The following is a 19,652-nucleotide window of genomic DNA, read 5'->3' on the forward strand; positions in this document are numbered from 1 at the left end:
AAACTTGCTTACACAATTATCCATACAAAATTACGCGTTAATAAATCAGTTAAGTATTGATTTTACAAAAGGATTGTCTATAATCACTGGAGAAACTGGTGCAGGTAAATCAATTCTTTTAGGAGCTCTTGGCCTCGTTTTAGGTAACCGAGCAGATTCTTCAACATTAAAAGATACCGCTAAAAAATGTGTTGTAGAAGCGCAATTGGCAATTAGTAACTATAATTTACAAACTTTTTTTGATAAAGTTGATTTAGATTACGAAGCAAATACAATAATTAGAAGAGAGATTTTGCCTTCTGGTAAATCGCGTGCATTTGTAAACGATACGCCAGTAACTTTATCCGTTTTAAATGAGTTAAAATCTAAATTGATTGATGTGCACTCACAACATCAAACATCAGAACTTTCAGACACTAATTTTCAGTTTTCAGTATTAGATACTTTAGCGAAGAACCAAACGAAAATTGCATCTTATAAACGCGGATTAGTTCAGTATAATAAGTTACAAAAAGAGTTGGTAGAGCTTCAACAAAAACAACAAGAAGCTAATCAGCAATACGATTATAACTTGCATTTGTTTAATGAGTTCGAAGAAGCTAAGTTGCAAATAGATGAACAGCAAGAGTTAGAAGAAAAGTTAGATAAACTCAATAATATTGAAGATATAAAACTGAATTTATCAGAATCGCTTCAAATTGCTGTAAACGATGAAATTGGTACTCAATCTCTATTAAATTCAATTGAATTCAGTTTAAGTAAAATAGCTGATTTTTCTAAAGAATACAAAGAACTTTCTGAACGAATTTCTTCTGTAAAAATAGAATTTGACGATATTGTTTCCGAATTAGAAACCGCAAATGAAAATGTTGATTTCAACCCTAATGAATTAGAAAAAATAAACGATAGATTACAATTAATTTATAATCTTCAGAAAAAACATACTGTAAGTTCTATTAAAGAATTACAAGCAATACACGCAACACTTTCAGACAAAGTTGGTCAAGTAGAAAGTGCAGAAGAAACCATAAATAAAAAACAAGAAGAAATTAATACAGTAGCAAAAAAGTTAGATGACGTTGCTACAATGATTTCTACTTCAAGAAATAAAAGCATACCAAAATTAACAAAAGAGTTAGAAGTTTTATTAGCAGATTTAGGTATGGAAAACGCACGTTTTTCAATCAAAATAAAAGAAACAGACAATTATTTTTCAAACGGAAAAGACGAATTAGAATTCCTGTTTTCAGCAAATAAAGGAGGTAGTTTTGGCGAATTAAAAAAAGTAGCTTCTGGTGGAGAATTGTCTCGTATAATGCTTTCAGTAAAAAAAGTATTATCGCAAAACAGCAAATTGCCAACCATTATTTTTGATGAAATTGACACAGGAGTCTCAGGAGAAGTTTCTAATAAAATAGCAACGATTATGCAGCAAATGAGCGCAAATATGCAAGTAATTACTATTACGCATTTACCGCAAATTGCAGCAAAAGGAACACAGCATTATAAAGTGTATAAAGAAGAAGTAAACGGCGTTACAACTACAAACTTAAAGCAGTTATCTTTAGATGAACGTATTGTAGAAATAGCTGAAATGCTAAGCGGAAAAGATATTTCAGACAGCGCACTTACACATGCAAAAGAATTATTGAACTAAAATTATGAGTGATAATAAAGCAGAAAATTTATTTTTTGAAGCAGATCAATTAATTGACGACAATAAAATTGTTGAAGCTAAAGAAATTTTAATAGATTTATTAAGCGATTTTCCAGATTACGGAAGAGCGCACAATCATTTAGGTTGGTTGTATAGCGTTAAATTTAACAACTATCCAAAAGCAAAATATCATTTAGAATTGGCTATAAAGTTTTCACCAGATTACCAAGGCGTTTATGCAAATTATGCATATTTACTTGTAGAAATGAATTTGTATGACGATATGATACATTTTGGAAACAATGCAATAGCTAAAAACGTCGCAGATCCAGCAACAATCTATAACAAAATGGCACAATCATTTGAGTTAAAAGGAGAATTAATGGAAGCATTTAATTTTTATAAATTAGCTATAAAAGGCGCTATAAACAATCAGTTTTTAGACGAATTATATGCTGCTGTAAATAGAGTAAAAGGAAAAATGAACCTTTTACAAAAACTAAAACTGATTAATAAATAGAGAATCAAAACAGCAGTTTTTTAGAAGCTATTTCCTGCTTTCGCTACTCGCTGTTTCGTTCCTCAACGAGCTCAAACAAACCGCTCAATCAGGGCTAAGATTGTTTGCTAATTAATAGAAAACAAAGAACTTTTGACACTTTCTAATTTTTCATTTTCAATAATAATTCCGGTCTATAACAGACCGCAGGAAATTGACGAATTGTTAGAAAGTCTTATAAAACAAAATTTCTCAGACACTTTTGAAATTGTAATTGTAGAAGATGGCTCAGAAAACTCATCACAAGAAATTGTAAATAAATATGCGAATGAATTAAACATTCAATATTTTTTTAAAGAGAACAGTGGAGCAGGAGCAAGCAGAAACTATGGAATGCAACGCGCTTCAGGTAATTACTTTATTATTTTAGATAGCGATGTAATTGTTCCACCTCAATATTTATCCGAAGTAAAAAAAGCATTAAAACTCAATTATACCGATGCTTATGGAGGACCAGATGCAGCACATAAAAGTTTTACCAATTTACAGAAAGCAATAAATTACTCAATGACAGCTGTTTTAACAACTGGCGGAATTAGAGGTAAAAAAAACGCAGTTGGTAAATTTCAACCAAGAAGTTTCAATTTAGGTTTGTCTAAAACAGCTTTCGAAAAAACAAACGGATTTTCTAAAATGAAAACCGGTGAAGATATTGACTTAACATTTAGACTTTGGAAAAATGGATTCCAAACACAATTGATTGAAAAAGCATTTGTATATCATAAACGTAGAAGTACAATTCAGCAGTTTTTTAAACAGACTTTCTCATTTGGAACCGCAAGACCAATTTTAAATAAAAAGTATCCAGAAACAGCTAAAATAACCTATTGGTTTCCAAGTTTATTCATAATCGGATTCGATGTTAGTATTATAATGGCAATCTTTGGTTTTAATCAATTACTTTACTGTTACGGATTGTATTTTATCTTAATTTTTATTGATTCTTTACTTCAAAATAAAAATATTGCAGTTGCTTTTTTAAGTGTAATAACTAGCTTTACGCAGTTTATTGGCTACGGAATTGGTTTTTTAGAATCAAATTTTTTTAAAAAATAAAGCTCCCAATTTCTTGAGAGCTTTAATTAAATTATTTCTAAAATTTTTTCAGTTGGTCGTCCAATTACAGCTTTGTTTCCATTTATGATAATTGGTCTTTCAATTAGTTTTGGATTTTGAATCATTGCAGAAATAATTTCAGCATCTGATAACTCTTTTCCTTTAAATTCTTCTTTCCAAACTTTTTCATTTTTGCGAACCAACTCAATTGGAGCAATTTTTAAAAGCTTAATAATTTCTTTTAATTCTTTTTCTGAAGGAATGTTTTCTAAATATTTTACAACTTCAAATTCTTTTCCAGATTCTTCTAAAAGAGCTACTCCTAAACGAGATTTACTGCATCTATTATTGTGGTATATTTTTATCATTTTTTTGTTTTAGTTTCTAAATTGAGGTTCCTCAATCGCTTAAAAAAGCTCATTTCGGAATAACATTCGTTAATGTTTTTGGTTTTGAACACTGAATACTACTTATTCTTTCTTCTGTCCGTTTAACATTAAAAACGCCTTTAAAAATGGTTGAATATCTCCATTCATAACATTGTCTACATTACCGGTTTCATGTGCAGTTCTTACGTCTTTTACCAATTTATAAGGATGCATTACGTAATTACGAATTTGACTTCCCCATTCGTTTTTCATTTTATTAGCTTCAATATCTGCACGTGCAGCTTGTTGTTTTTGTAGCTCAATTTCGTACAGTTGAGATTTTAACATTTTCATAGCTGTTGCTCTATTATCGTGTTGAGAACGCGAGTTAGAACACTGAATCTGAATTCCGGTTGGTTTGTGATGTAACTGAACTTTAGTTTCAACTTTGTTTACATTTTGTCCTCCAGCGCCACTTGAACGTGCTGTTGTAATTTCTATATCGGCAGGATTTACTTCTATTTCAATGGAATCGTCTGCAACTGGATACACATAAACCGAAGCAAAGCTAGTGTGTCTTTTTGCGTTGCTATCAAACGGAGAAATACGCACCAATCTGTGTACACCATTTTCTCCTTTTAACCAACCGAAAGCATAATCTCCATCAACTTCAAAAGTTACGGTTTTTATTCCGGCAGCATCGCCAGCTTGGTAGTTGAGCGTTTTAAGTTTGTAACCTTGTTTTTCTGCCCACATTGTGTACATTCTGTAAAGCATTTCTGCCCAATCGCAACTTTCTGTTCCGCCAGCTCCAGCTGTAATTTGAACAGTTGCAGATAAAGAATCACCTTCTTCAGAAAGCATGTTTTTAAATTCAATATCTTCTATAAATGTGCTTAGTTTTTCAAATTGTGCGTTAATTTCAGATTCTTCAACTTCACCTTCTTTGTAAAACTCGTATAAGACATTAACATCGTCATTTAATGTAATGGATTTATTGTAATCTTCTACCCATTTTTTCTTAAAACGAAGTTCTTTCATAACAAGTTCAGCTGCTTTTGGATCGTTCCAAAAATCTGGATTTGCCGTTTTTTCTTCTTCGTTAGAAATTTCAATTAATTTTTTATCTATTTCTAAATAAGATTTTAATTTTTCAATTCTGGTGGCAATATCTTTAAGTTGGTCTTGTGTAATCATACGTTGAACAAAAATAACTGAATTTTTAAGATTTCTTGTTTTAAAACTGCTCCTTATTTTATAGATTTATAGAAATTATACCAAACATGAAAAAATTACTGCTTATTCTGTTTTTTATTGCTTTTTCTGTTGAAGGATTTTCTCAATTTTTCACTGAAAATTCTGGAACATCTTTAAAAAAAGGGATTACTAAATATGAAGGTTATTTTCCGTTTTATTATGATGATACCTCTGATAAGATATTTATTCAAATTAATAATTTAAATACTGAATTTCTTTACGTTCGTTCACTTTCTGAAGGTGTTGGTTCTAACGATATTGGCTTGGATAGAGGTCAATTAGGAAATGGTGTTGTAGTGTATTTTAAAAAAGCAGGAAACAAAATTTTATTAATTCAGCCGAATCAAGATTTTAGAGCAATAACCGATAATAAAGAAGAAAAACAATCTGTAAAAGAAGCCTTTGCAAAATCTGTTTTACATGGTTTTATAGTTAAAGAAGAAAAAAACGGACAATTTTTAGTGGATGCAACCGATTTTTTTATGCGTGACGCGCATGGAGTTAAAAGTACTTTAGCAAGAAATAAGCAGGGAAGTTATAGTTTAGATAAAAGTAAATCGGCTTTTAATTTAGATAGAACAAAAGCATTTCCTAAAAATGTTGAATTTGATATAATACTTACCTTTAAAGGAACTCCTAAAGGTTATAAGATAAGAAGTGTAACACCAGATGCAAGTTTGGTTACTGTTAATCAACATCATTCTTTTGTAGAATTGCCTGATAATAATTACAAACCAAGAGTTTATGATCCTCGTTGTGGTTCTTGGCAAATGACCTATATGGATTATGCAACTCCAGTTGATGAACCAATTACAAAACGTTTTATTTACCGTCATCGATTGGAAAAGAAAAATCCGAATGCAACAATATCTGAAGCAAAAGAACCTATAATTTATTATTTAGACAGAGGAACTCCAGAGCCAGTTCGTTCCGCTTTATTAGAAGGTGGTCGTTGGTGGAACCAAGCTTTTGAAGCTGCAGGTTATAAAGATGCTTTCCAAGTAAAAATGTTACCTGAAGGTGCAGATCCATTAGATGTGCGTTATAATATGATTCAGTGGGTGCATCGTTCTACAAGAGGTTGGAGTTATGGAGGAAATATTTCTGACCCAAGAACTGGAGAAATAATTAAAGGGCATGTTAGTTTAGGAAGCTTACGTATTCGACAAGATTTTTTAATTGCGCAAGCGTTGCAAGCACCTTATAAATTTAATGATTCTGATGATAAATTTGCCTTAGAAATGGCAATTGCAAGAATTAGACAATTATCTGCGCATGAAATTGGACACACTTTAGGGTTTGCTCATAACTTTGCTGCAAGTTCAAATAATAGAAGTTCTGTTATGGATTATCCGCATCCGAAATTATCCTTAAAAAAAGGAAAAGTAGATTTTTCAGAAGCGTATGATGATAAAATAGGAGATTGGGATAAAATTACAGTTGCTTATGCATATCAAGATTTTGTAAATGATGAAAAACAACAATTAGAAAAACTATTAGACGAAGCTTTTGATAAAGGATTTCGATTTATAACTGATACTGATTCAAGGTCTAAAGGAAGTGCGCATGCATATTCTCATTTATGGGATAACGGAAAATCGGCTTCTAAAGAATTAGAAAATGTGTTGGCAATTAGAAAACATGCAATTGCTAATTTTTCTTCGGATAATGTTCGAAGTAAAACACCGTATTCTGTATTAGAAGATGTGTTTGTTCCGTTGTATTTTTTCCACAGATTTCAAACTGATGCAACTTCAAAAATTATTGGTGGATTGGATTATACCTATGCCGTAAAAGGTCAAAAAGAACTTATAGTAAAAAGAGTTGATGGTAAAACACAAAGAGATGCTTTAAGGGCATTATTAAAAACCATAAATGTTGAAGAAATTGCAATTCCGAAGAAGTTATTAGCGTTATTTCCACCAAGAGCATATGGTTACGGCAGAACTCGAGAAAGCTTTAAATCGAAGGTTGGTGTTGCGTTTGACCCATATGGAGCAGTGCAAACAGCAACCGCATTTACGTTGAGTTATTTATTACATCCAGATAGAGCAAATAGATTAGTGCAACATAAAAGTTTAGATGAAAAACAATTGGGTTTTGCTGAAGTAATTGAAGATTTAATTACTAGTTCTTTCGATAAAAAATACAAAGATTCTTATCATCAAGCATTGCAAGAAGTTGTTCAAGTTGAAGTCTTAAATGCAATGTTTACTTTGGCTTCAAATAAAAATGTATATCCACAAGTAAAGTCTGTTTTAAACAAATCCTTCACTAAATTAATGCTAAAAGGAAATGATAAACATTATTTAGAAATGATTGTTAATTATAAAAAGAATCCGTCTAAATTTGTGAAAATAAATGCACCAAAAATTCCAGATGGTTCGCCAATTGGAAGTGATTACAAATATTAAAAAGAACTATTTAAATGATTATAGATTTAATTTCAGATACAGTAACAAGACCTTCAAAAGGAATGTTAGATGCAATGATGCATGCTAAAGTTGGTGATGATGTCTTTAAAATGGATCCAACGGTAAATGAATTGCAAGATAAAGTAGCCAAATTATTTGGAATGGAAGATGCGTTGTTTTTTCCTTCAGGTACAATGGCAAATCAAACTGCCATAAAATTACATACGCAACCTGGAGATAGAATGTTTTGTGATAAATGGGCACACGTTTATAATTATGAAGGAGGTGGAGCAGCGTTTAATGCAGGTGTTACATCGCATTTAATTGATGGAAATAGAGGAATGTTTACTGCTGAGCAATTAATTTCAGCTGTTTCAGGAAGAGCAGATATTCATGTTCCTTATAATAAATTAGTTTGTATAGAAAATACAACAAATAAAGGTGGTGGGGCTTGTTGGGATTTTACTGAATTAGAAAAAATTCAAAAAATAGCTAAAGAAAACAACTTAGCTTTTCATTTAGATGGAGCACGTTTATTTAATGCGTTGGTTGCTAAAGACGAAACTCCAGAGCAATATGGTAAGTTGTTTGATACCATTTCTATTTGTTTATCAAAAGGTCTTGGCGCTCCAATTGGATCTATCTTATTAGGAACTAAAGAACATATAGCTAAAGCACTTAGAGTTAGAAAACTATTTGGAGGTGCAATGCGACAAGCTGGTTTTTTAGCTGCTGCTGCAATTTATGCGTTAGATAATAATGTAAAACGTTTAGCAGAAGATCATAAAAAAGCAAAAGAAATAGGAGCCGTTTTAGAATCTGTTTCCTATGTAACAAAAGTAGAATCTATAGAGACTAATATTGTTATCTTTTACGTAGATGATAAAATTGGTGCAGATAATTTTATTCAAAAAATGAAAGACAAAAATATTTTATTAACCCCAATGGGTGAAGGTAAAATAAGAATTGTAACGCATTTAGATTATACAAATCTTATGCATGAAAAATTATTGAAATCGATCAAAGAGTTTTAAAATAAAACCCTAATAAAAGGTGTAAATCCATTAGCATTTACACTTTTTGTTTCATCATATAAAAGATCATACTGAATACCAAAAGTAACTTTACCGGTAATGTAAGCTGCTCCAATGTTTAACGATGGGTAACTATAAGTATCATTTGCAGTTCCAAAACTTCTATCAACATAAGATTGCATTAATTCAGCAGAAAATTCAATTTGGCGAATTGGTCTATACAAAGTAAGTACACTTGCAGAATAAACGTTAGCATTAAAGTCTCCTCTTTTGTTATATAAATAGCCTAGTGTAGCCCCAACTGAAAATTCTTCGTTAAAGTCGTAAACTGCAGTTGGAGAAACAGAAATAGAAGTATTGTTACTTCCAAAACTAAATCCAAATCCACCTCCAAAGCGCACTTTACTTAAAAATGAATCCTCATTTGATTGAGAAAATATTGAAATTGAGAACGTTAATAAACAGAATGTAAGTAATTTTTTCATGAATTAAATTTAATTTAATTCAGCTAATTTAGATAATTCTTTATAATTACGGTTTAATTTACGTAATAAAATTCCGTAGAGTAATTGGTAAAGGCCATACATTAATCCTAAGAAAAAACCAGTAACAAGTATTGATGCTCCGATAGTTACCCACATTTGCGTGGTTGTTAAAGTGTCAATTTTAAAATTAATTTCAGCTGATACTAAAATGATAATAGAAATAGCCGCAAATATTAAGTTCACTATTACATAGTTTCTTACAGTTTTTCTGGTTTTTAATATTTTTTGCATTAATACTTTTGTAGAATCTACAACAGATATAGCTTTATAATTTAAATAAAACTTTACTAGAAAATAAAGTATTATTAAAAAGCTAAAAATATTAATTAACTTATAAAAACCAGGAATACCTATTTTTTTATACTCCTTAAGAACATTTGTATCATCAAAAAGTAAACTAAAGGACGCTAATAGAATAAATTCTAAGACACCAATAATAAAAATCCATTTTACAATAGATGATGAACGCGAATGCGCCATTTTGTAAATATCAATTTTAGAAACCTTTTCTGTTTCTTCGGGTTGATTATCCCAAGCTTTTTTATAATTATCTAATACATCCATAATTATGGGTTTAGTATTTTTTTCAACTTATCTTTTGCTCTGTTCATTTTAACTCGAGCGTTTACCTCAGAAATACCTAGTGTTACAGCTATTTCTTTGTAAGGTTTGTCCTCCAAATACAAGAAAATTAATGCTTTATCTATATCTCCCATTTTTCTAATGGCTGCATATAAAGACTTTAATTGTAATTCTTGTGTGTCATCGTAATCCTCACCTTTTATTTTATACGCAAAATCTTCAATGTCTTGCGTTTTTATTCTTCTTGTTGATTTTCGATACAACGAAATAGCTGTATTTAAAGCAACTCTATACATCCAAGTGCTAAACTTCGCTTCGCCACGAAACTTGGAGTAGTTTTTCCAAAGTTGAATGGTTATCTCTTGAAACAAATCGTTATGCGCGTGTTGGTTTGTCGTGTAAATTCTACAAACCTTATGCACAATATTCTGATTTTGTTCAAAGTCGGCTAAAAATTTTTGCTCTTGTTCGCTTTGCACTTAGTTAGTTTAGTTGATTATAGATAAGATGCTCAAAAGTAGAAATTGTTACACTTAAATTGAAGTTTATTTTAAAATAAATACAATTCAGCATAAAATATGTACAGTTCGGTAGTTTTAAATTTAAAAAAGCTGAGTTCTATTGCATATTTGTACCATAATTAACCATTAAAACAAAAATTATGAAAACAATTGTAACTATCGCAACATTAGCTTTATTATTTGTATTTAATACTTTAGAAGCTCAAAACAAAACAATAACAGTGTCTATAGAAAATGTAACTTCTGATGAAGGTAAAGTAGGTTTTGCTTTATATACTAAAGATAATTTTATGGGGAAACCTGTTCAAGGTACTGAAGGGAAAATTAAAGATGGTAAAACGTCTGTAGTTTTTGAAAATGTTACTCCAGGAGAATATGCAATTATTTGTTACCATGATAAAAACAACAATAATAAATTAGATTTTGCAGCAAACAGAATGCCTTTAGAAGATTTTGGAGCATCAAATAACAATATGTCTTTTGGACCACCACAATTTGAAGATGCAAAGTTTGCTGTTTCTGATAAAAATGTATCTTTAGAAATCAAATTTTAATAATTTCTGTAAATAAAAAAACGAATGAAATCAACTGTTTCAAATTCATTTAAAAGTTTAAAAAGTGACGTTTGGGTTTGTTTAAAACTTACAATCGCATTTGGAATCCTTTTCATAATAATAAATCAAAAGTTTACTTTAAAAGGAGCAGGTTATACGTTTTTAATTTCTGCAATGTATTCTTTTACTTTAGGCTTAGGTAACGGAATAGTTAACGATTACTTAAATACAAAATGGAATTGGGTTACAGAAACAAATCAAAGAGTTTGGTCTGGAGTTATAGCAACCGTAATTTATACAGTTGTAGCTGTTTTGTTAATACATTATGTGCAATATATATTAATGTTTGGGTACGATCCTGCTAACTTTTTTAAAGGATATTTAATTTGGGTACATCTTTTTGCAATTATTATTTCATTAGGAATCGCTGCTTTTTTTCATGCAAAAGGTTTTATGGTAAACTGGAAAGCTGCCATGACACAAGAAAATACACAACAACAATTTGTAGCTAAAACAGAAACAGCAAAATTTGAAACATTAAAAAATCAATTAGATCCACATTTTTTATTCAACAGTTTAAATGTTTTAACTTCTTTAATTGGTGAAAATCCTGCGCAAGCAGAAAAATTTACCACAAAACTATCTAAAGTTTACAGGTATGTTTTAGAGCAGAGAAATAAAGATTTAACGCCTTTGGCGGAAGAATTAAAGTTTGCAAAAGCTTATATGGAACTATTATCAATGCGATTTGAAGATGCAGTAGAGTTTAATATTCCTTCAGAAGTTAGTAGTGATAGTTTAAAAATTGTGCCATTATCATTACAATTGTTATTAGAAAATGCAGTGAAGCATAATGTAGTTTCTTCTGTAAAACCTTTAAAGATTTCAATAACAGAAGAAAATGGATTTTTAAAGGTTACCAATAATGTTAATCCGAAGGAAGCAATTGGTAAAAGCACAAAAGTAGGTTTGCAAAATATTGCAGATCGCTATGGATTAATAACTGATAGATCGGTAGAAATAACAAATAATAAAAGAATATTTACGGTAAGTTTACCCTTACTAACACAAATAAATAGCATTATGAGAACCTCAGAAGATTACGAAAATAGTAAATATGTACGCGCCGTAGAACGTGTAGAAAAAATGAAAGAATTTTATCAAAATTTGGTAACGTATTTAGTAATGGTACCAGTTTTTATATACATTAACTTACGTTTTGTACCACAATTTCATTGGTTTTGGTTTCCAATTTTTGGATGGGGAATAGGAGTTTTATTCCACGGATTAGAAGCTCACAACTATAGCGTTTTTATGGGTAAAGATTGGGAAAGTAAAAAGATAAAAGAACTAATGGACAACGATAAAAATAACTATTAAGATGAGCGCTAATTTAAAAAAAGAAGAAAGCTACTTAAAAGCTAAAAAGAAGGTAAAAGACATAAAAGGATTTTATATTCATTTAACAGTCAATATAGTTTCAATTGCAATAATTGTAACCGTTAATTTATTGTTTTCTCCTGGTTATCATTGGTTTTGGTATGCTGTGTTTGGAATAACAATTGCCCAATTAATACATGCTGTAGTTGTATTTGGATTCCCAAATTATGGTTTTGATAAAAATTGGGAGGAGAAAAAAATAAAAGAATTAATGAATAACGATTTAAAAAAATAATAAGATGGAATCAAATTATTTAGAAGAACAACGCTATATAAAAGCAAAGAAACGTGTAGATAATATTAAAGGATTTTACATTCATTTATTAGTTTATGTATTGGTAAATATATTTATAACAGGTGTAATCATTTTCGGATTAACGCATGATGAAGATTTAACTTTTACCGAAGCAATAACGCATCCTGGAGCTTATATGACTTGGTTAGGTTGGGGAATTGGAGTGTTTTTTCATTGGTTAGGAGTTTTTGGATTTCCTTCAGTAATCTCTAAAGATTGGGAAGAAAGAAAAATCAAAGAATTAATGGGAGAAGACGAAGAAAAATCGAATAAATACTTAAAGAAATAAGATGAGGGAAATAGATAATAGAAACGATAGTCAAAAGTATATTCGTGCTAAAAAACGAATAGAAGACATTAAAAGCTTTTATAAACACCTTTCTTTTTATTTAATAATAAACCTGTTTTTTATAATTAGAAGAATTTATAAAGACATACAATATGGCGATTCTGTTTTTGAAGCGCTAACCGATTTAGACAATTATCGATTCTTTTTTTGGTGGGGAATTGTCTTAATTTTTCATGCCGTTGGAACCTTCGGAATTCCAAATTTATTTAGCAAAGAGTGGGAAGAGCGAAAAATTAAAGAATATATGAACAACAATCGTTAAATTTGAACAGTAAATTTTTATAGTATTTTAAAAGATGAAAATAATTATTATTGAAGACGAAAAACCTGCTGCAAGAAGACTTGGAAGAATGTTAGCGGAACTTAACTTAGAAGCACAACAAATGTTACATTCTGTTGAAGAATCTATCAATTGGTTTCAAAATAACGAACATCCAGATTTAATATTTTTAGACATTCAGCTTTCAGACGGATTGTCATTTGAGATTTTTGAAGAAGTAGAAGTGAAGTCGGCAATAATATTTACAACAGCCTATGATGAATATGCATTAAAGGCTTTTAAACTTAATTCAATTGATTATTTATTAAAACCTATTGATGAAGATGAATTAAAAATTGCAGTTGATAAGTTTAAAGAAAACCAGCCAAAACAAACCAATTTACAAGTTAATATAGATGATATTAGAAAATTGTTAGTAAATCCGGTTGATAGAAAATTCAAAAAACGATTTACTATAAAAGTTGGTCAACATCTTAAAATTATTCCAACTGATGAAATTGAAAGTTTTTATTCAGAAAATAAAGCAACCTATATTCATACTTCAACTAACAGAAATTATTTGATTGATAACTCTTTAGAACATTGGCAAGAAGAACTAAATCCAGGTCAGTTTTTTAGAGTAAATAGAACTTTTATTGTGAATATAAATGCGATAAAAGATATTGTTTCTTATACAAACTCACGTTTACAAATAAAGTTAAATTCTTATAATGAATCTGAAATTATTGTAAGTAGAGAACGTGTAAAAGACTTTAAAAATTGGATTGATTAGTTTTTTGCCTTTATAAAATCAGAAATTAAATAACTAATAAACTTACCAACTTGACCGCTAGCAGTGCTGTTTTCCATAATTGCAGGCGCTCCTTCACAAATATGTAAATAACTTGCATTACTGTTTTTGCTTAAAAAATGAACAAATCTACGAGTTTGTTGAGGTGAAAAACCACTTGGAGACATTGCGCTACTCGGAAAATTTTGAATACAGTCTAAATCTATTTCAATTCCAAAATATTTATCATTTATAAAATTTTCAGCGCGTTCTAATTCACTTTCAAATGAAGTAGATTTATAGATTTCTAGCGCTTCGTATAAATTATAATCAATTAATGTGTTTTTATGAATAGCATCAAAAATATATTGAGGAGTATAGTTTTCGTGCAGTCCAAACATAAAATATTTGTGTACAAATTTTTGATCAATTGCATACGAAAAACCATTACCGCTATGGCGTTCTTCTAAAAGACGTAAGTCAGAATGTGCATCAAAATTAATTGCATTTATAGGTTGGTTTTTAGCTTCAGATAATCCTTTTAAGTTTCCAAAAGCATTGTTGTGTCCACCGCCAATTATAATAGGAATTTTACCTGAACGAACAATTTTTTTCACAATATCAGATAGTTGTTCATCTATTTTCTTGACTAATAGATCTCCTTTTTTTCTCTCATTTTTATCAAAATTAGTAACAGCGTCGCTATAATTTAAATACCCTAAAACAAGAATATCATCACCTTTAATAAATTGATTTTGTTGAATATTTAAAAAGGATTTTAAAGCAGGAATAAAAGCAGATTGTGCGCCACCATTTCCGTAATTCATTTTTACGCCAATATCTTCAGGAACTCCAATAATTACAAATTTTGCTGAAGAATTTTTAAGGTTTTCAACAGAAGAAATTGTTTGTACAACTTCACCTAGTTTAGTTTCTCCATTTCTTGGATTCACAAAATTATCAATGTCTTTTTGAGAAAATAAGTCTAACATTTTTAAATTTGTTTTCCGTTAATAAAAACTGAATCAATTAAGTTACTTCCAAAAGAGTAAGGGATAAAACCGTAAGAAGGAATCTCTTTAGTAATTATGAAATTCGCTTTTTTGCCTTTTGTAATACTTCCCACTTCGTTGGAAACATTCATCGCATAAGCGCCATTAATTGTAGCAGCATTTATTGCTTCTTCTGGCGTCATTTTCATTTTTATACAAGCAGTTGCTACCACAAAGCTCATGTTTCCAGAAGGTGTAGAACCTGGATTATAATCTGTTGCCAAAGCAATTGGTAAACCGTTATCAATAATATTTCTTGCAGGCGCGTAAGGAATACTTAAAAAGTAGGAGCAAGATGGCAATGCAACTGGCATTGTTGCTGTTCCTTTTAAAGCATTAATATCATCAGAATTCATTATTTCTAAATGATCTACAGACAATGCATTGTGTTTTACAGAAACTTGAACTCCGCCAATAGTTGTAAACTGATTAACGTGTACTTTTGGTGTTAATCCGTATTTTTTTCCTGCGGATAAAATCTTGTCTGTATCTTCAACTGAAAAGTAACCCGTTTCACAAAAAGCATCAATAAATTCAGCTAAATTTTCTTCGGCAATTTTAGGTAGCATTTCATCAATTATTAAATTGATATAACCTTCTTTGTTGTTTTTATATTCCGTTGGAAAAGCGTGTGCGCCTAAAAAAGTTGCTTTAATTGGTAAATTGTAATTATCTTTTAGTTTCTTAATTACACGTAACATTTTAAGTTCTGCTTCAACTGTTAATCCGTAACCTGATTTTATCTCAACAGCGCCGGTTCCTAAATGCATTATTTCTTCCAAACGTTTTGCAGATTGTTGGTATAAATCTTCAAAGGAAGTTTGCTGTAGTTTCTTAGCGGAGTTTACAATTCCGCCACCATTATTGGCAATTTGCTCATAAGTTAAACCATTAATTCTATCTACAAATTCTTGTTCTCGGTTTCCTGCGTAAACAATATGCGTATGAGAATCGCACCAAGTTGGTAAAATCATTTTACCTGTACAATCTATAGTTTTATCTGCTGAATTTGGAATGTTTTCCATAGCGCCAAAATCAATAATTTTATCATTTTCAATGAGTAAAAAAGCATTTTTTATAGTTGGTAAAATGCGCATTTCTTTACCAGAAACTTTTAAAACTGAAGTCTCTCTTACTTGAATGAGTTCTTTTATATTGGTAAAAAGTATTTTCATATAGAAACAAATTTACATTAAAAACAGCAACTATTTTTTTTGACGATAGTTTTTTACAACTCTTAATTCAACAAAAGCAATGGTTGTAACTATTATAATTTCTAATATAATATATAGCCAACCTAATTTGGTAATTAAATTGGAATGATAAATTGCCAAAGCAATAGATAAACAACAATACAGTAAATTAATAATAGCAATTGCTTTTAAGAATTTATCTAAACTACTATTAATTTTGAAATAACAATAAAAATCATAGATAGCAAAAATGCAAGGTAATGTTGCAAGAAAATATAGTGTAGGTTTTGGAATTCCGAAATAGGTTTCCAATTTAGTTAAAACGAGTCCTAATAATACAGCAGAAATAATTGCTCCAAAACCATCTATTAAAAAGAATTTTTTTAGAAGCGTATTCTTCATTTTTAACTATGCTTTATGTTTTTGAAGCGGATAATTTTTATCTAGGTTCGCTAACGTGATTGTGTATGGTTAGTTGCGTGGTTAAGCAACTAATTTAGCAAATAAATCACAGATAGAATATTCCGCAGGAATGTTCGTAAGTCGGCAGTGAACTAGCAATTAATTATACACGGTGTTAGCCAACGTTTTTTATTCTTTCTTTTTTCTCTTTTTAATATAATTGTTCGCAGTAAGAAATTCACAGTTCGGCATTTCCGGTTCCAATTCCTCAACGATTTTATGATTCTTAAAGATTGTCCAGTTCCCATAAAGAGAGATTTGCTTAAGATTTTTAAGATTCGCGAGTTCTTTAGGTAAGGATTTTATTAGATTATAATCCAATTCAAGGTACTCTAATTTCTCAAGAGTCAAAAGTTCAGCCGTTATATTGTCGATGTAATTATAGTCCAATACTGTTCCTTTTTTTCGGTCAAGATGCAGATATCCACCTCCAACGTTCTTTGCTAACTTATGAGTTGTACTATCCAAATCTTTTTTTGGTCTCCAACCAAATAATAAGACACGAAGATTTTTAAATTCCGAAATCTCTTTTGGTATTTCTTTAAGATTTTGGCCACCTAAATCAAGTATTTCAACTTCGTTTGGATTTTCAAGAGCAACTTCCAGTTCTGTGAATACTTTCAAATCTTTCAAGTCTCCTTTTTTCCATTGCTGGTTGGTTTGAGAAAAACTCAAAGTTGGAATTATTAAAAGAATTATAATTAGTCGATTCATTTCAAATGTTTGCTAACTTAAATGATATGTCGAGTTTTAATTCTATATATCAGGAGTTAGCGAAGTTACCCAAAAATAAGTTTAGAATCAAACCAAATTTAAATCATAAAAAATCCCAAACGAAAGTTTGGGATTTTTTATGATTTAATATTCAATTTTATCATTTTTTTCACTCCATTTCTGGAAAGGTTCTAAAGCAATATCTCGTCCAATTTGCTCAAACGGAATGCTACGTTTTTCGTAAGGTAACGGAATTTCTTTGTAAATAAACTCGTCATCAAATCCAATATCTGCAGCGTCTTGTTGGTTACTTCCGTAAAAAACTTTGTCTGGTCTTGCCCAGTAAATTGCACCCAAACACATTGGGCAAGGCTCGCAAGAAGTATATACAATACAACCATCTAATTGAAAAGAGCCTAAGTTTGTACAGGCATCTCTAATTGCTGTAACTTCTGCATGTGCAGTTGGGTCGTTTGTAGAGGTTACTTTATTATTTCCTCTACCCACAATTTCTCCATCTTTTACTACGATGCAACCAAAAGGTCCTCCTTCATTGTTGCTCATTCCTTTTAAAGCTGCTTTTACAGCTTCACTCATAAATTCTTCATGTGTATTCATCTTCATTGTCTTATTATAGTTATTATTTAAGCTAAAAAAAAGCTGCAAAATAAATTACAGCTTTTTAAATTTATTTATTGTTTTTTTATTTCAAGCCACTTGTCATGTCGGCAGGTTTTACCCATTCGTCATATTCAGCTTCAGTAACGTACCCTAAACGAACCGCTTCTGTTTTTAAAGTTGTTCCGTTTGCATGTGCTGTATTTGCAATTTCAGCCGCTTTATAATAACCAATTTTAGTATTTAAAGCCGTAACTAACATTAAAGAATTGTTTACCAATTCTGTAATTCTACCATGATTTGGTTCAATACCAGCAGCACAATTTTCATCAAAAGATTTACAAGCATCTCCAATTAATTGAGCAGATTGTAACACGTTTGCCGCCATCATTGGTTTAAAAACGTTTAATTCGTAATGACCTTGCGTTCCACCAACAGTTACAGCAACATCGTTACCCATAACTTGTGCGCAAACCATTGTTATTGCTTCTGCTTGCGTAGGATTTACTTTTCCTGGCATAATAGAAGAACCTGGCTCGTTTGCAGGAATAATTAATTCTCCAATTCCAGATCTTGGACCAGAAGCCATCATTCTAATATCGTTTGCAATTTTATTTAAAGAAACTGCAAGTTGTTTTAAAGCTCCATGAGTTTCTACTAACGCATCGTGTGCTGCTAATGCTTCAAATTTGTTTTCTGCTGTAATAAAAGGTAAGCCTGTAAACTCAGCAATATATTTTGCTACTAAAACATCGTAACCAGCTGGTGTATTTAAACCTGTACCAACAGCGGTTCCACCTAAAGCTAATTGAGATAAATGTTCAAGTGAATTATTTAAAGATTTTAATCCGAAGTTTAATTGCGCTACGTAACCAGAAAATTCTTGACCAAGGGTAAGTGGAGTAGCATCCATTAAATGCGTTCTACCAATTTTTACAACGTCTTTAAAGGCTTCAGATTTTGCTTTTAAAGTATTGCGTAATTGCTCAACTCCAGGAATTGTAGTTTCTATAATTTTTTTATAGGCAGCAATGTGCATTCCTGTAGGAAATGTATCGTTAGATGATTGCGATTTGTTTACGTCGTCATTTGGTTGAATGGTTTTATCTCCTTCACCAATTACTTTTCCTGCAATTTCATGTGCTCTGTTTGCAATAACTTCGTTTACATTCATGTTAGATTGCGTTCCAGAACCAGTTTGCCAAATTACTAAAGGAAACTGATTATCATGTTTACCTGCTAAAATCTCATCACAAACCTGTGCAATTAAATCGCGCTTTTCAGTTGCTAAAACACCTAATTCTGCATTTGTATAAGCCGCAGCTTTTTTAAGATAAGCAAAACCATAAACTACCTCTAAAGGCATAGAACCCGCAGGTCCAATTTTAAAGTTGTTACGAGAACGTTCTGTTTGCGCTCCCCAATATTTATCTGCAGGAACTTCAACATTTCCCATAGTGTCTTTTTCAATTCTAAATTTAGTCATGTTATATGATTTAAAAAGGCTAATTATTAACGAATACCAAAATTACAAATTTTGAAAGTTTTGAGTAGCGATTTTTACTAGATTTTATTGGTTGAAAGGAAAAATAGTTTTAATTTCGCGTTATAACAATTATTAATAAGAAAGAAATGTTAGATTTTTCAGAATTTTCAGGTTTAGTTTTATTCATGTTTATTTTTACAGCTGGTTTTTGGTTGTTAATATTCTTATTAACATTTGTAGTTCCTTACTGGATTGGTGGTACAATTTGGGAAAACTGGAAACTTAAAAAAGAAGCAAAAAAAGCTGCAGAAGGTAAGTAGTCTTTTAAAACATATTTAATTAAAAAAAGCTCGTTCGTTAGAATGGGCTTTTTTTGCTTTTGGGCGTTACTTTATCCTGAAGGCGTTCAGGACCAAGTCGCGCTTTCCGTACTCGCTTTTTATTCAT

General features: G+C 30.6%; 23 protein-coding genes. 12 read left to right on the top strand and 11 right to left on the bottom strand.

What is annotated here, in order from left to right:
• Window positions 1–4: 4 nt before the first annotated feature.
• From recN to L1S33_RS09205, 3 genes are all read left to right on the top strand, one after another.
• Window positions 5–1,657, top strand: coding sequence for a DNA repair protein RecN (gene recN, locus L1S33_RS09195; protein WP_240562099.1), 1,653 nt, complete (start codon window positions 5–7; stop codon window positions 1,655–1,657).
• A gap of 4 nt (window positions 1,658–1,661) precedes the next feature.
• The gene (locus L1S33_RS09200; RefSeq protein ID WP_240552736.1) at window positions 1,662–2,177 is read left to right on the top strand and encodes a hypothetical protein; all 516 of its coding nucleotides are present in this window, start codon (window positions 1,662–1,664) and stop codon (window positions 2,175–2,177) included.
• Window positions 2,178–2,309: 132 nt separating this feature from the next.
• Window positions 2,310–3,272 (top strand): glycosyltransferase, encoded by a 963-nt coding sequence (locus tag L1S33_RS09205; protein WP_240562100.1) that lies wholly within the window; start codon window positions 2,310–2,312, stop codon window positions 3,270–3,272.
• Between the two features lie 26 nt (window positions 3,273–3,298).
• On the opposite strand, the gene arsC is transcribed toward L1S33_RS09205, so the two are convergent.
• Together arsC and prfB are read right to left on the bottom strand one after the other, a co-directional pair.
• Window positions 3,299–3,640: an arsenate reductase (glutaredoxin) gene (arsC, locus tag L1S33_RS09210; RefSeq protein ID WP_240562101.1), complete on the bottom strand. Its 342-nt coding sequence runs from the start codon at window positions 3,638–3,640 to the stop codon at window positions 3,299–3,301.
• Window positions 3,641–3,742: 102 nt separating this feature from the next.
• On the bottom strand, window positions 3,743–4,837 hold the full coding sequence (gene prfB, locus L1S33_RS09215; RefSeq protein WP_240552733.1) for a peptide chain release factor 2: 1,095 nt from the start codon (window positions 4,835–4,837) through the stop codon (window positions 3,743–3,745).
• Between the two features lie 86 nt (window positions 4,838–4,923).
• On the opposite strand from prfB, the gene L1S33_RS09220 reads away from it, so the two are divergent.
• Window positions 4,924–7,311: a zinc-dependent metalloprotease gene (locus tag L1S33_RS09220; protein WP_240562102.1), complete on the top strand. Its 2,388-nt coding sequence runs from the start codon at window positions 4,924–4,926 to the stop codon at window positions 7,309–7,311.
• Window positions 7,312–7,325: 14 nt separating this feature from the next.
• On the top strand, window positions 7,326–8,345 hold the full coding sequence (locus L1S33_RS09225; RefSeq protein ID WP_240562103.1) for a threonine aldolase family protein: 1,020 nt from the start codon (window positions 7,326–7,328) through the stop codon (window positions 8,343–8,345).
• On the opposite strand, the gene L1S33_RS09230 is transcribed toward L1S33_RS09225, so the two are convergent.
• Genes L1S33_RS09230 through L1S33_RS09240 form a run of 3 tightly spaced genes read right to left on the bottom strand, consistent with a single transcriptional unit; the run spans window position 8,342 to window position 9,951 of the window.
• Window positions 8,342–8,830 carry a hypothetical protein gene (locus L1S33_RS09230; RefSeq protein ID WP_240562104.1) on the bottom strand — a complete coding sequence of 163 codons (489 nt, stop codon included), beginning with the start codon at window positions 8,828–8,830 and terminating at the stop codon, window positions 8,342–8,344. The genes L1S33_RS09225 and L1S33_RS09230 overlap by 4 nt on opposite strands.
• 9 nt (window positions 8,831–8,839) lie before the next feature.
• Window positions 8,840–9,454, bottom strand: a complete 615-nt coding sequence (locus L1S33_RS09235) for a hypothetical protein (protein ID WP_240562105.1) — start codon at window positions 9,452–9,454, stop codon at window positions 8,840–8,842.
• Between the two features lie 2 nt (window positions 9,455–9,456).
• Window positions 9,457–9,951, bottom strand: coding sequence for an RNA polymerase sigma factor (locus tag L1S33_RS09240; protein ID WP_240552728.1), 495 nt, complete (start codon window positions 9,949–9,951; stop codon window positions 9,457–9,459).
• Between the two features lie 182 nt (window positions 9,952–10,133).
• On the opposite strand from L1S33_RS09240, the gene L1S33_RS09245 reads away from it, so the two are divergent.
• Genes L1S33_RS09245 through L1S33_RS09270 form a run of 6 tightly spaced genes read left to right on the top strand, consistent with a single transcriptional unit; the run spans window position 10,134 to window position 13,683 of the window.
• The gene (locus L1S33_RS09245; protein ID WP_240552727.1) at window positions 10,134–10,547 is read left to right on the top strand and encodes a DUF2141 domain-containing protein; all 414 of its coding nucleotides are present in this window, start codon (window positions 10,134–10,136) and stop codon (window positions 10,545–10,547) included.
• A 24-nt stretch (window positions 10,548–10,571) separates the two neighbouring features.
• Window positions 10,572–11,927: a histidine kinase gene (locus tag L1S33_RS09250; protein WP_240562106.1), complete on the top strand. Its 1,356-nt coding sequence runs from the start codon at window positions 10,572–10,574 to the stop codon at window positions 11,925–11,927.
• 1 nt (window position 11,928) lies between these two features.
• Window positions 11,929–12,222: a 2TM domain-containing protein gene (locus L1S33_RS09255; RefSeq protein WP_240552725.1), complete on the top strand. Its 294-nt coding sequence runs from the start codon at window positions 11,929–11,931 to the stop codon at window positions 12,220–12,222.
• A gap of 4 nt (window positions 12,223–12,226) precedes the next feature.
• On the top strand, window positions 12,227–12,571 hold the full coding sequence (locus L1S33_RS09260) for a 2TM domain-containing protein (RefSeq protein WP_240552724.1): 345 nt from the start codon (window positions 12,227–12,229) through the stop codon (window positions 12,569–12,571).
• Window position 12,572: 1 nt separating this feature from the next.
• Window positions 12,573–12,893: a 2TM domain-containing protein gene (locus L1S33_RS09265; protein ID WP_240562107.1), complete on the top strand. Its 321-nt coding sequence runs from the start codon at window positions 12,573–12,575 to the stop codon at window positions 12,891–12,893.
• Window positions 12,894–12,927: 34 nt separating this feature from the next.
• Window positions 12,928–13,683, top strand: coding sequence for a LytR/AlgR family response regulator transcription factor (locus L1S33_RS09270; RefSeq protein WP_240562108.1), 756 nt, complete (start codon window positions 12,928–12,930; stop codon window positions 13,681–13,683).
• Here L1S33_RS09270 and L1S33_RS09275 read toward each other — a convergent pair.
• The 6 genes from L1S33_RS09275 to fumC all read right to left on the bottom strand — a co-directional run bounded on the left by L1S33_RS09275 (window position 13,680) and on the right by fumC (window position 19,205).
• Window positions 13,680–14,672, bottom strand: coding sequence for a formimidoylglutamase (locus L1S33_RS09275; protein WP_240562109.1), 993 nt, complete (start codon window positions 14,670–14,672; stop codon window positions 13,680–13,682). The two genes, L1S33_RS09270 and L1S33_RS09275, sit on opposite strands and share 4 nt — an antisense overlap.
• Window positions 14,673–14,674: 2 nt before the next feature.
• Window positions 14,675–15,907 carry an imidazolonepropionase gene (gene hutI, locus L1S33_RS09280; protein ID WP_240562110.1) on the bottom strand — a complete coding sequence of 411 codons (1,233 nt, stop codon included), beginning with the start codon at window positions 15,905–15,907 and terminating at the stop codon, window positions 14,675–14,677.
• A gap of 30 nt (window positions 15,908–15,937) precedes the next feature.
• Window positions 15,938–16,327 carry a hypothetical protein gene (locus tag L1S33_RS09285; RefSeq protein WP_240562111.1) on the bottom strand — a complete coding sequence of 130 codons (390 nt, stop codon included), beginning with the start codon at window positions 16,325–16,327 and terminating at the stop codon, window positions 15,938–15,940.
• Between the two features lie 189 nt (window positions 16,328–16,516).
• Window positions 16,517–17,101 carry a leucine-rich repeat domain-containing protein gene (locus L1S33_RS09290; protein ID WP_240562112.1) on the bottom strand — a complete coding sequence of 195 codons (585 nt, stop codon included), beginning with the start codon at window positions 17,099–17,101 and terminating at the stop codon, window positions 16,517–16,519.
• 144 nt (window positions 17,102–17,245) lie between these two features.
• Window positions 17,246–17,719, bottom strand: coding sequence for a nucleoside deaminase (locus L1S33_RS09295; protein ID WP_240553080.1), 474 nt, complete (start codon window positions 17,717–17,719; stop codon window positions 17,246–17,248).
• Window positions 17,720–17,804: 85 nt separating this feature from the next.
• A complete protein-coding gene (gene fumC, locus L1S33_RS09300) occupies window positions 17,805–19,205 on the bottom strand; it encodes a class II fumarate hydratase (protein WP_240562113.1) in 1,401 nt (466 codons plus the stop codon).
• A 146-nt stretch (window positions 19,206–19,351) separates the two neighbouring features.
• On the opposite strand from fumC, the gene L1S33_RS09305 reads away from it, so the two are divergent.
• Window positions 19,352–19,525 carry a hypothetical protein gene (locus L1S33_RS09305; RefSeq protein WP_198938429.1) on the top strand — a complete coding sequence of 58 codons (174 nt, stop codon included), beginning with the start codon at window positions 19,352–19,354 and terminating at the stop codon, window positions 19,523–19,525.
• Window positions 19,526–19,652: the final 127 nt, after the last annotated feature.

Source organism: Tenacibaculum aquimarinum (assembly GCF_022478115.1).
Classification (GTDB): Bacteria; Bacteroidota; Bacteroidia; order Flavobacteriales; family Flavobacteriaceae; genus Polaribacter; species Polaribacter aquimarinum_A.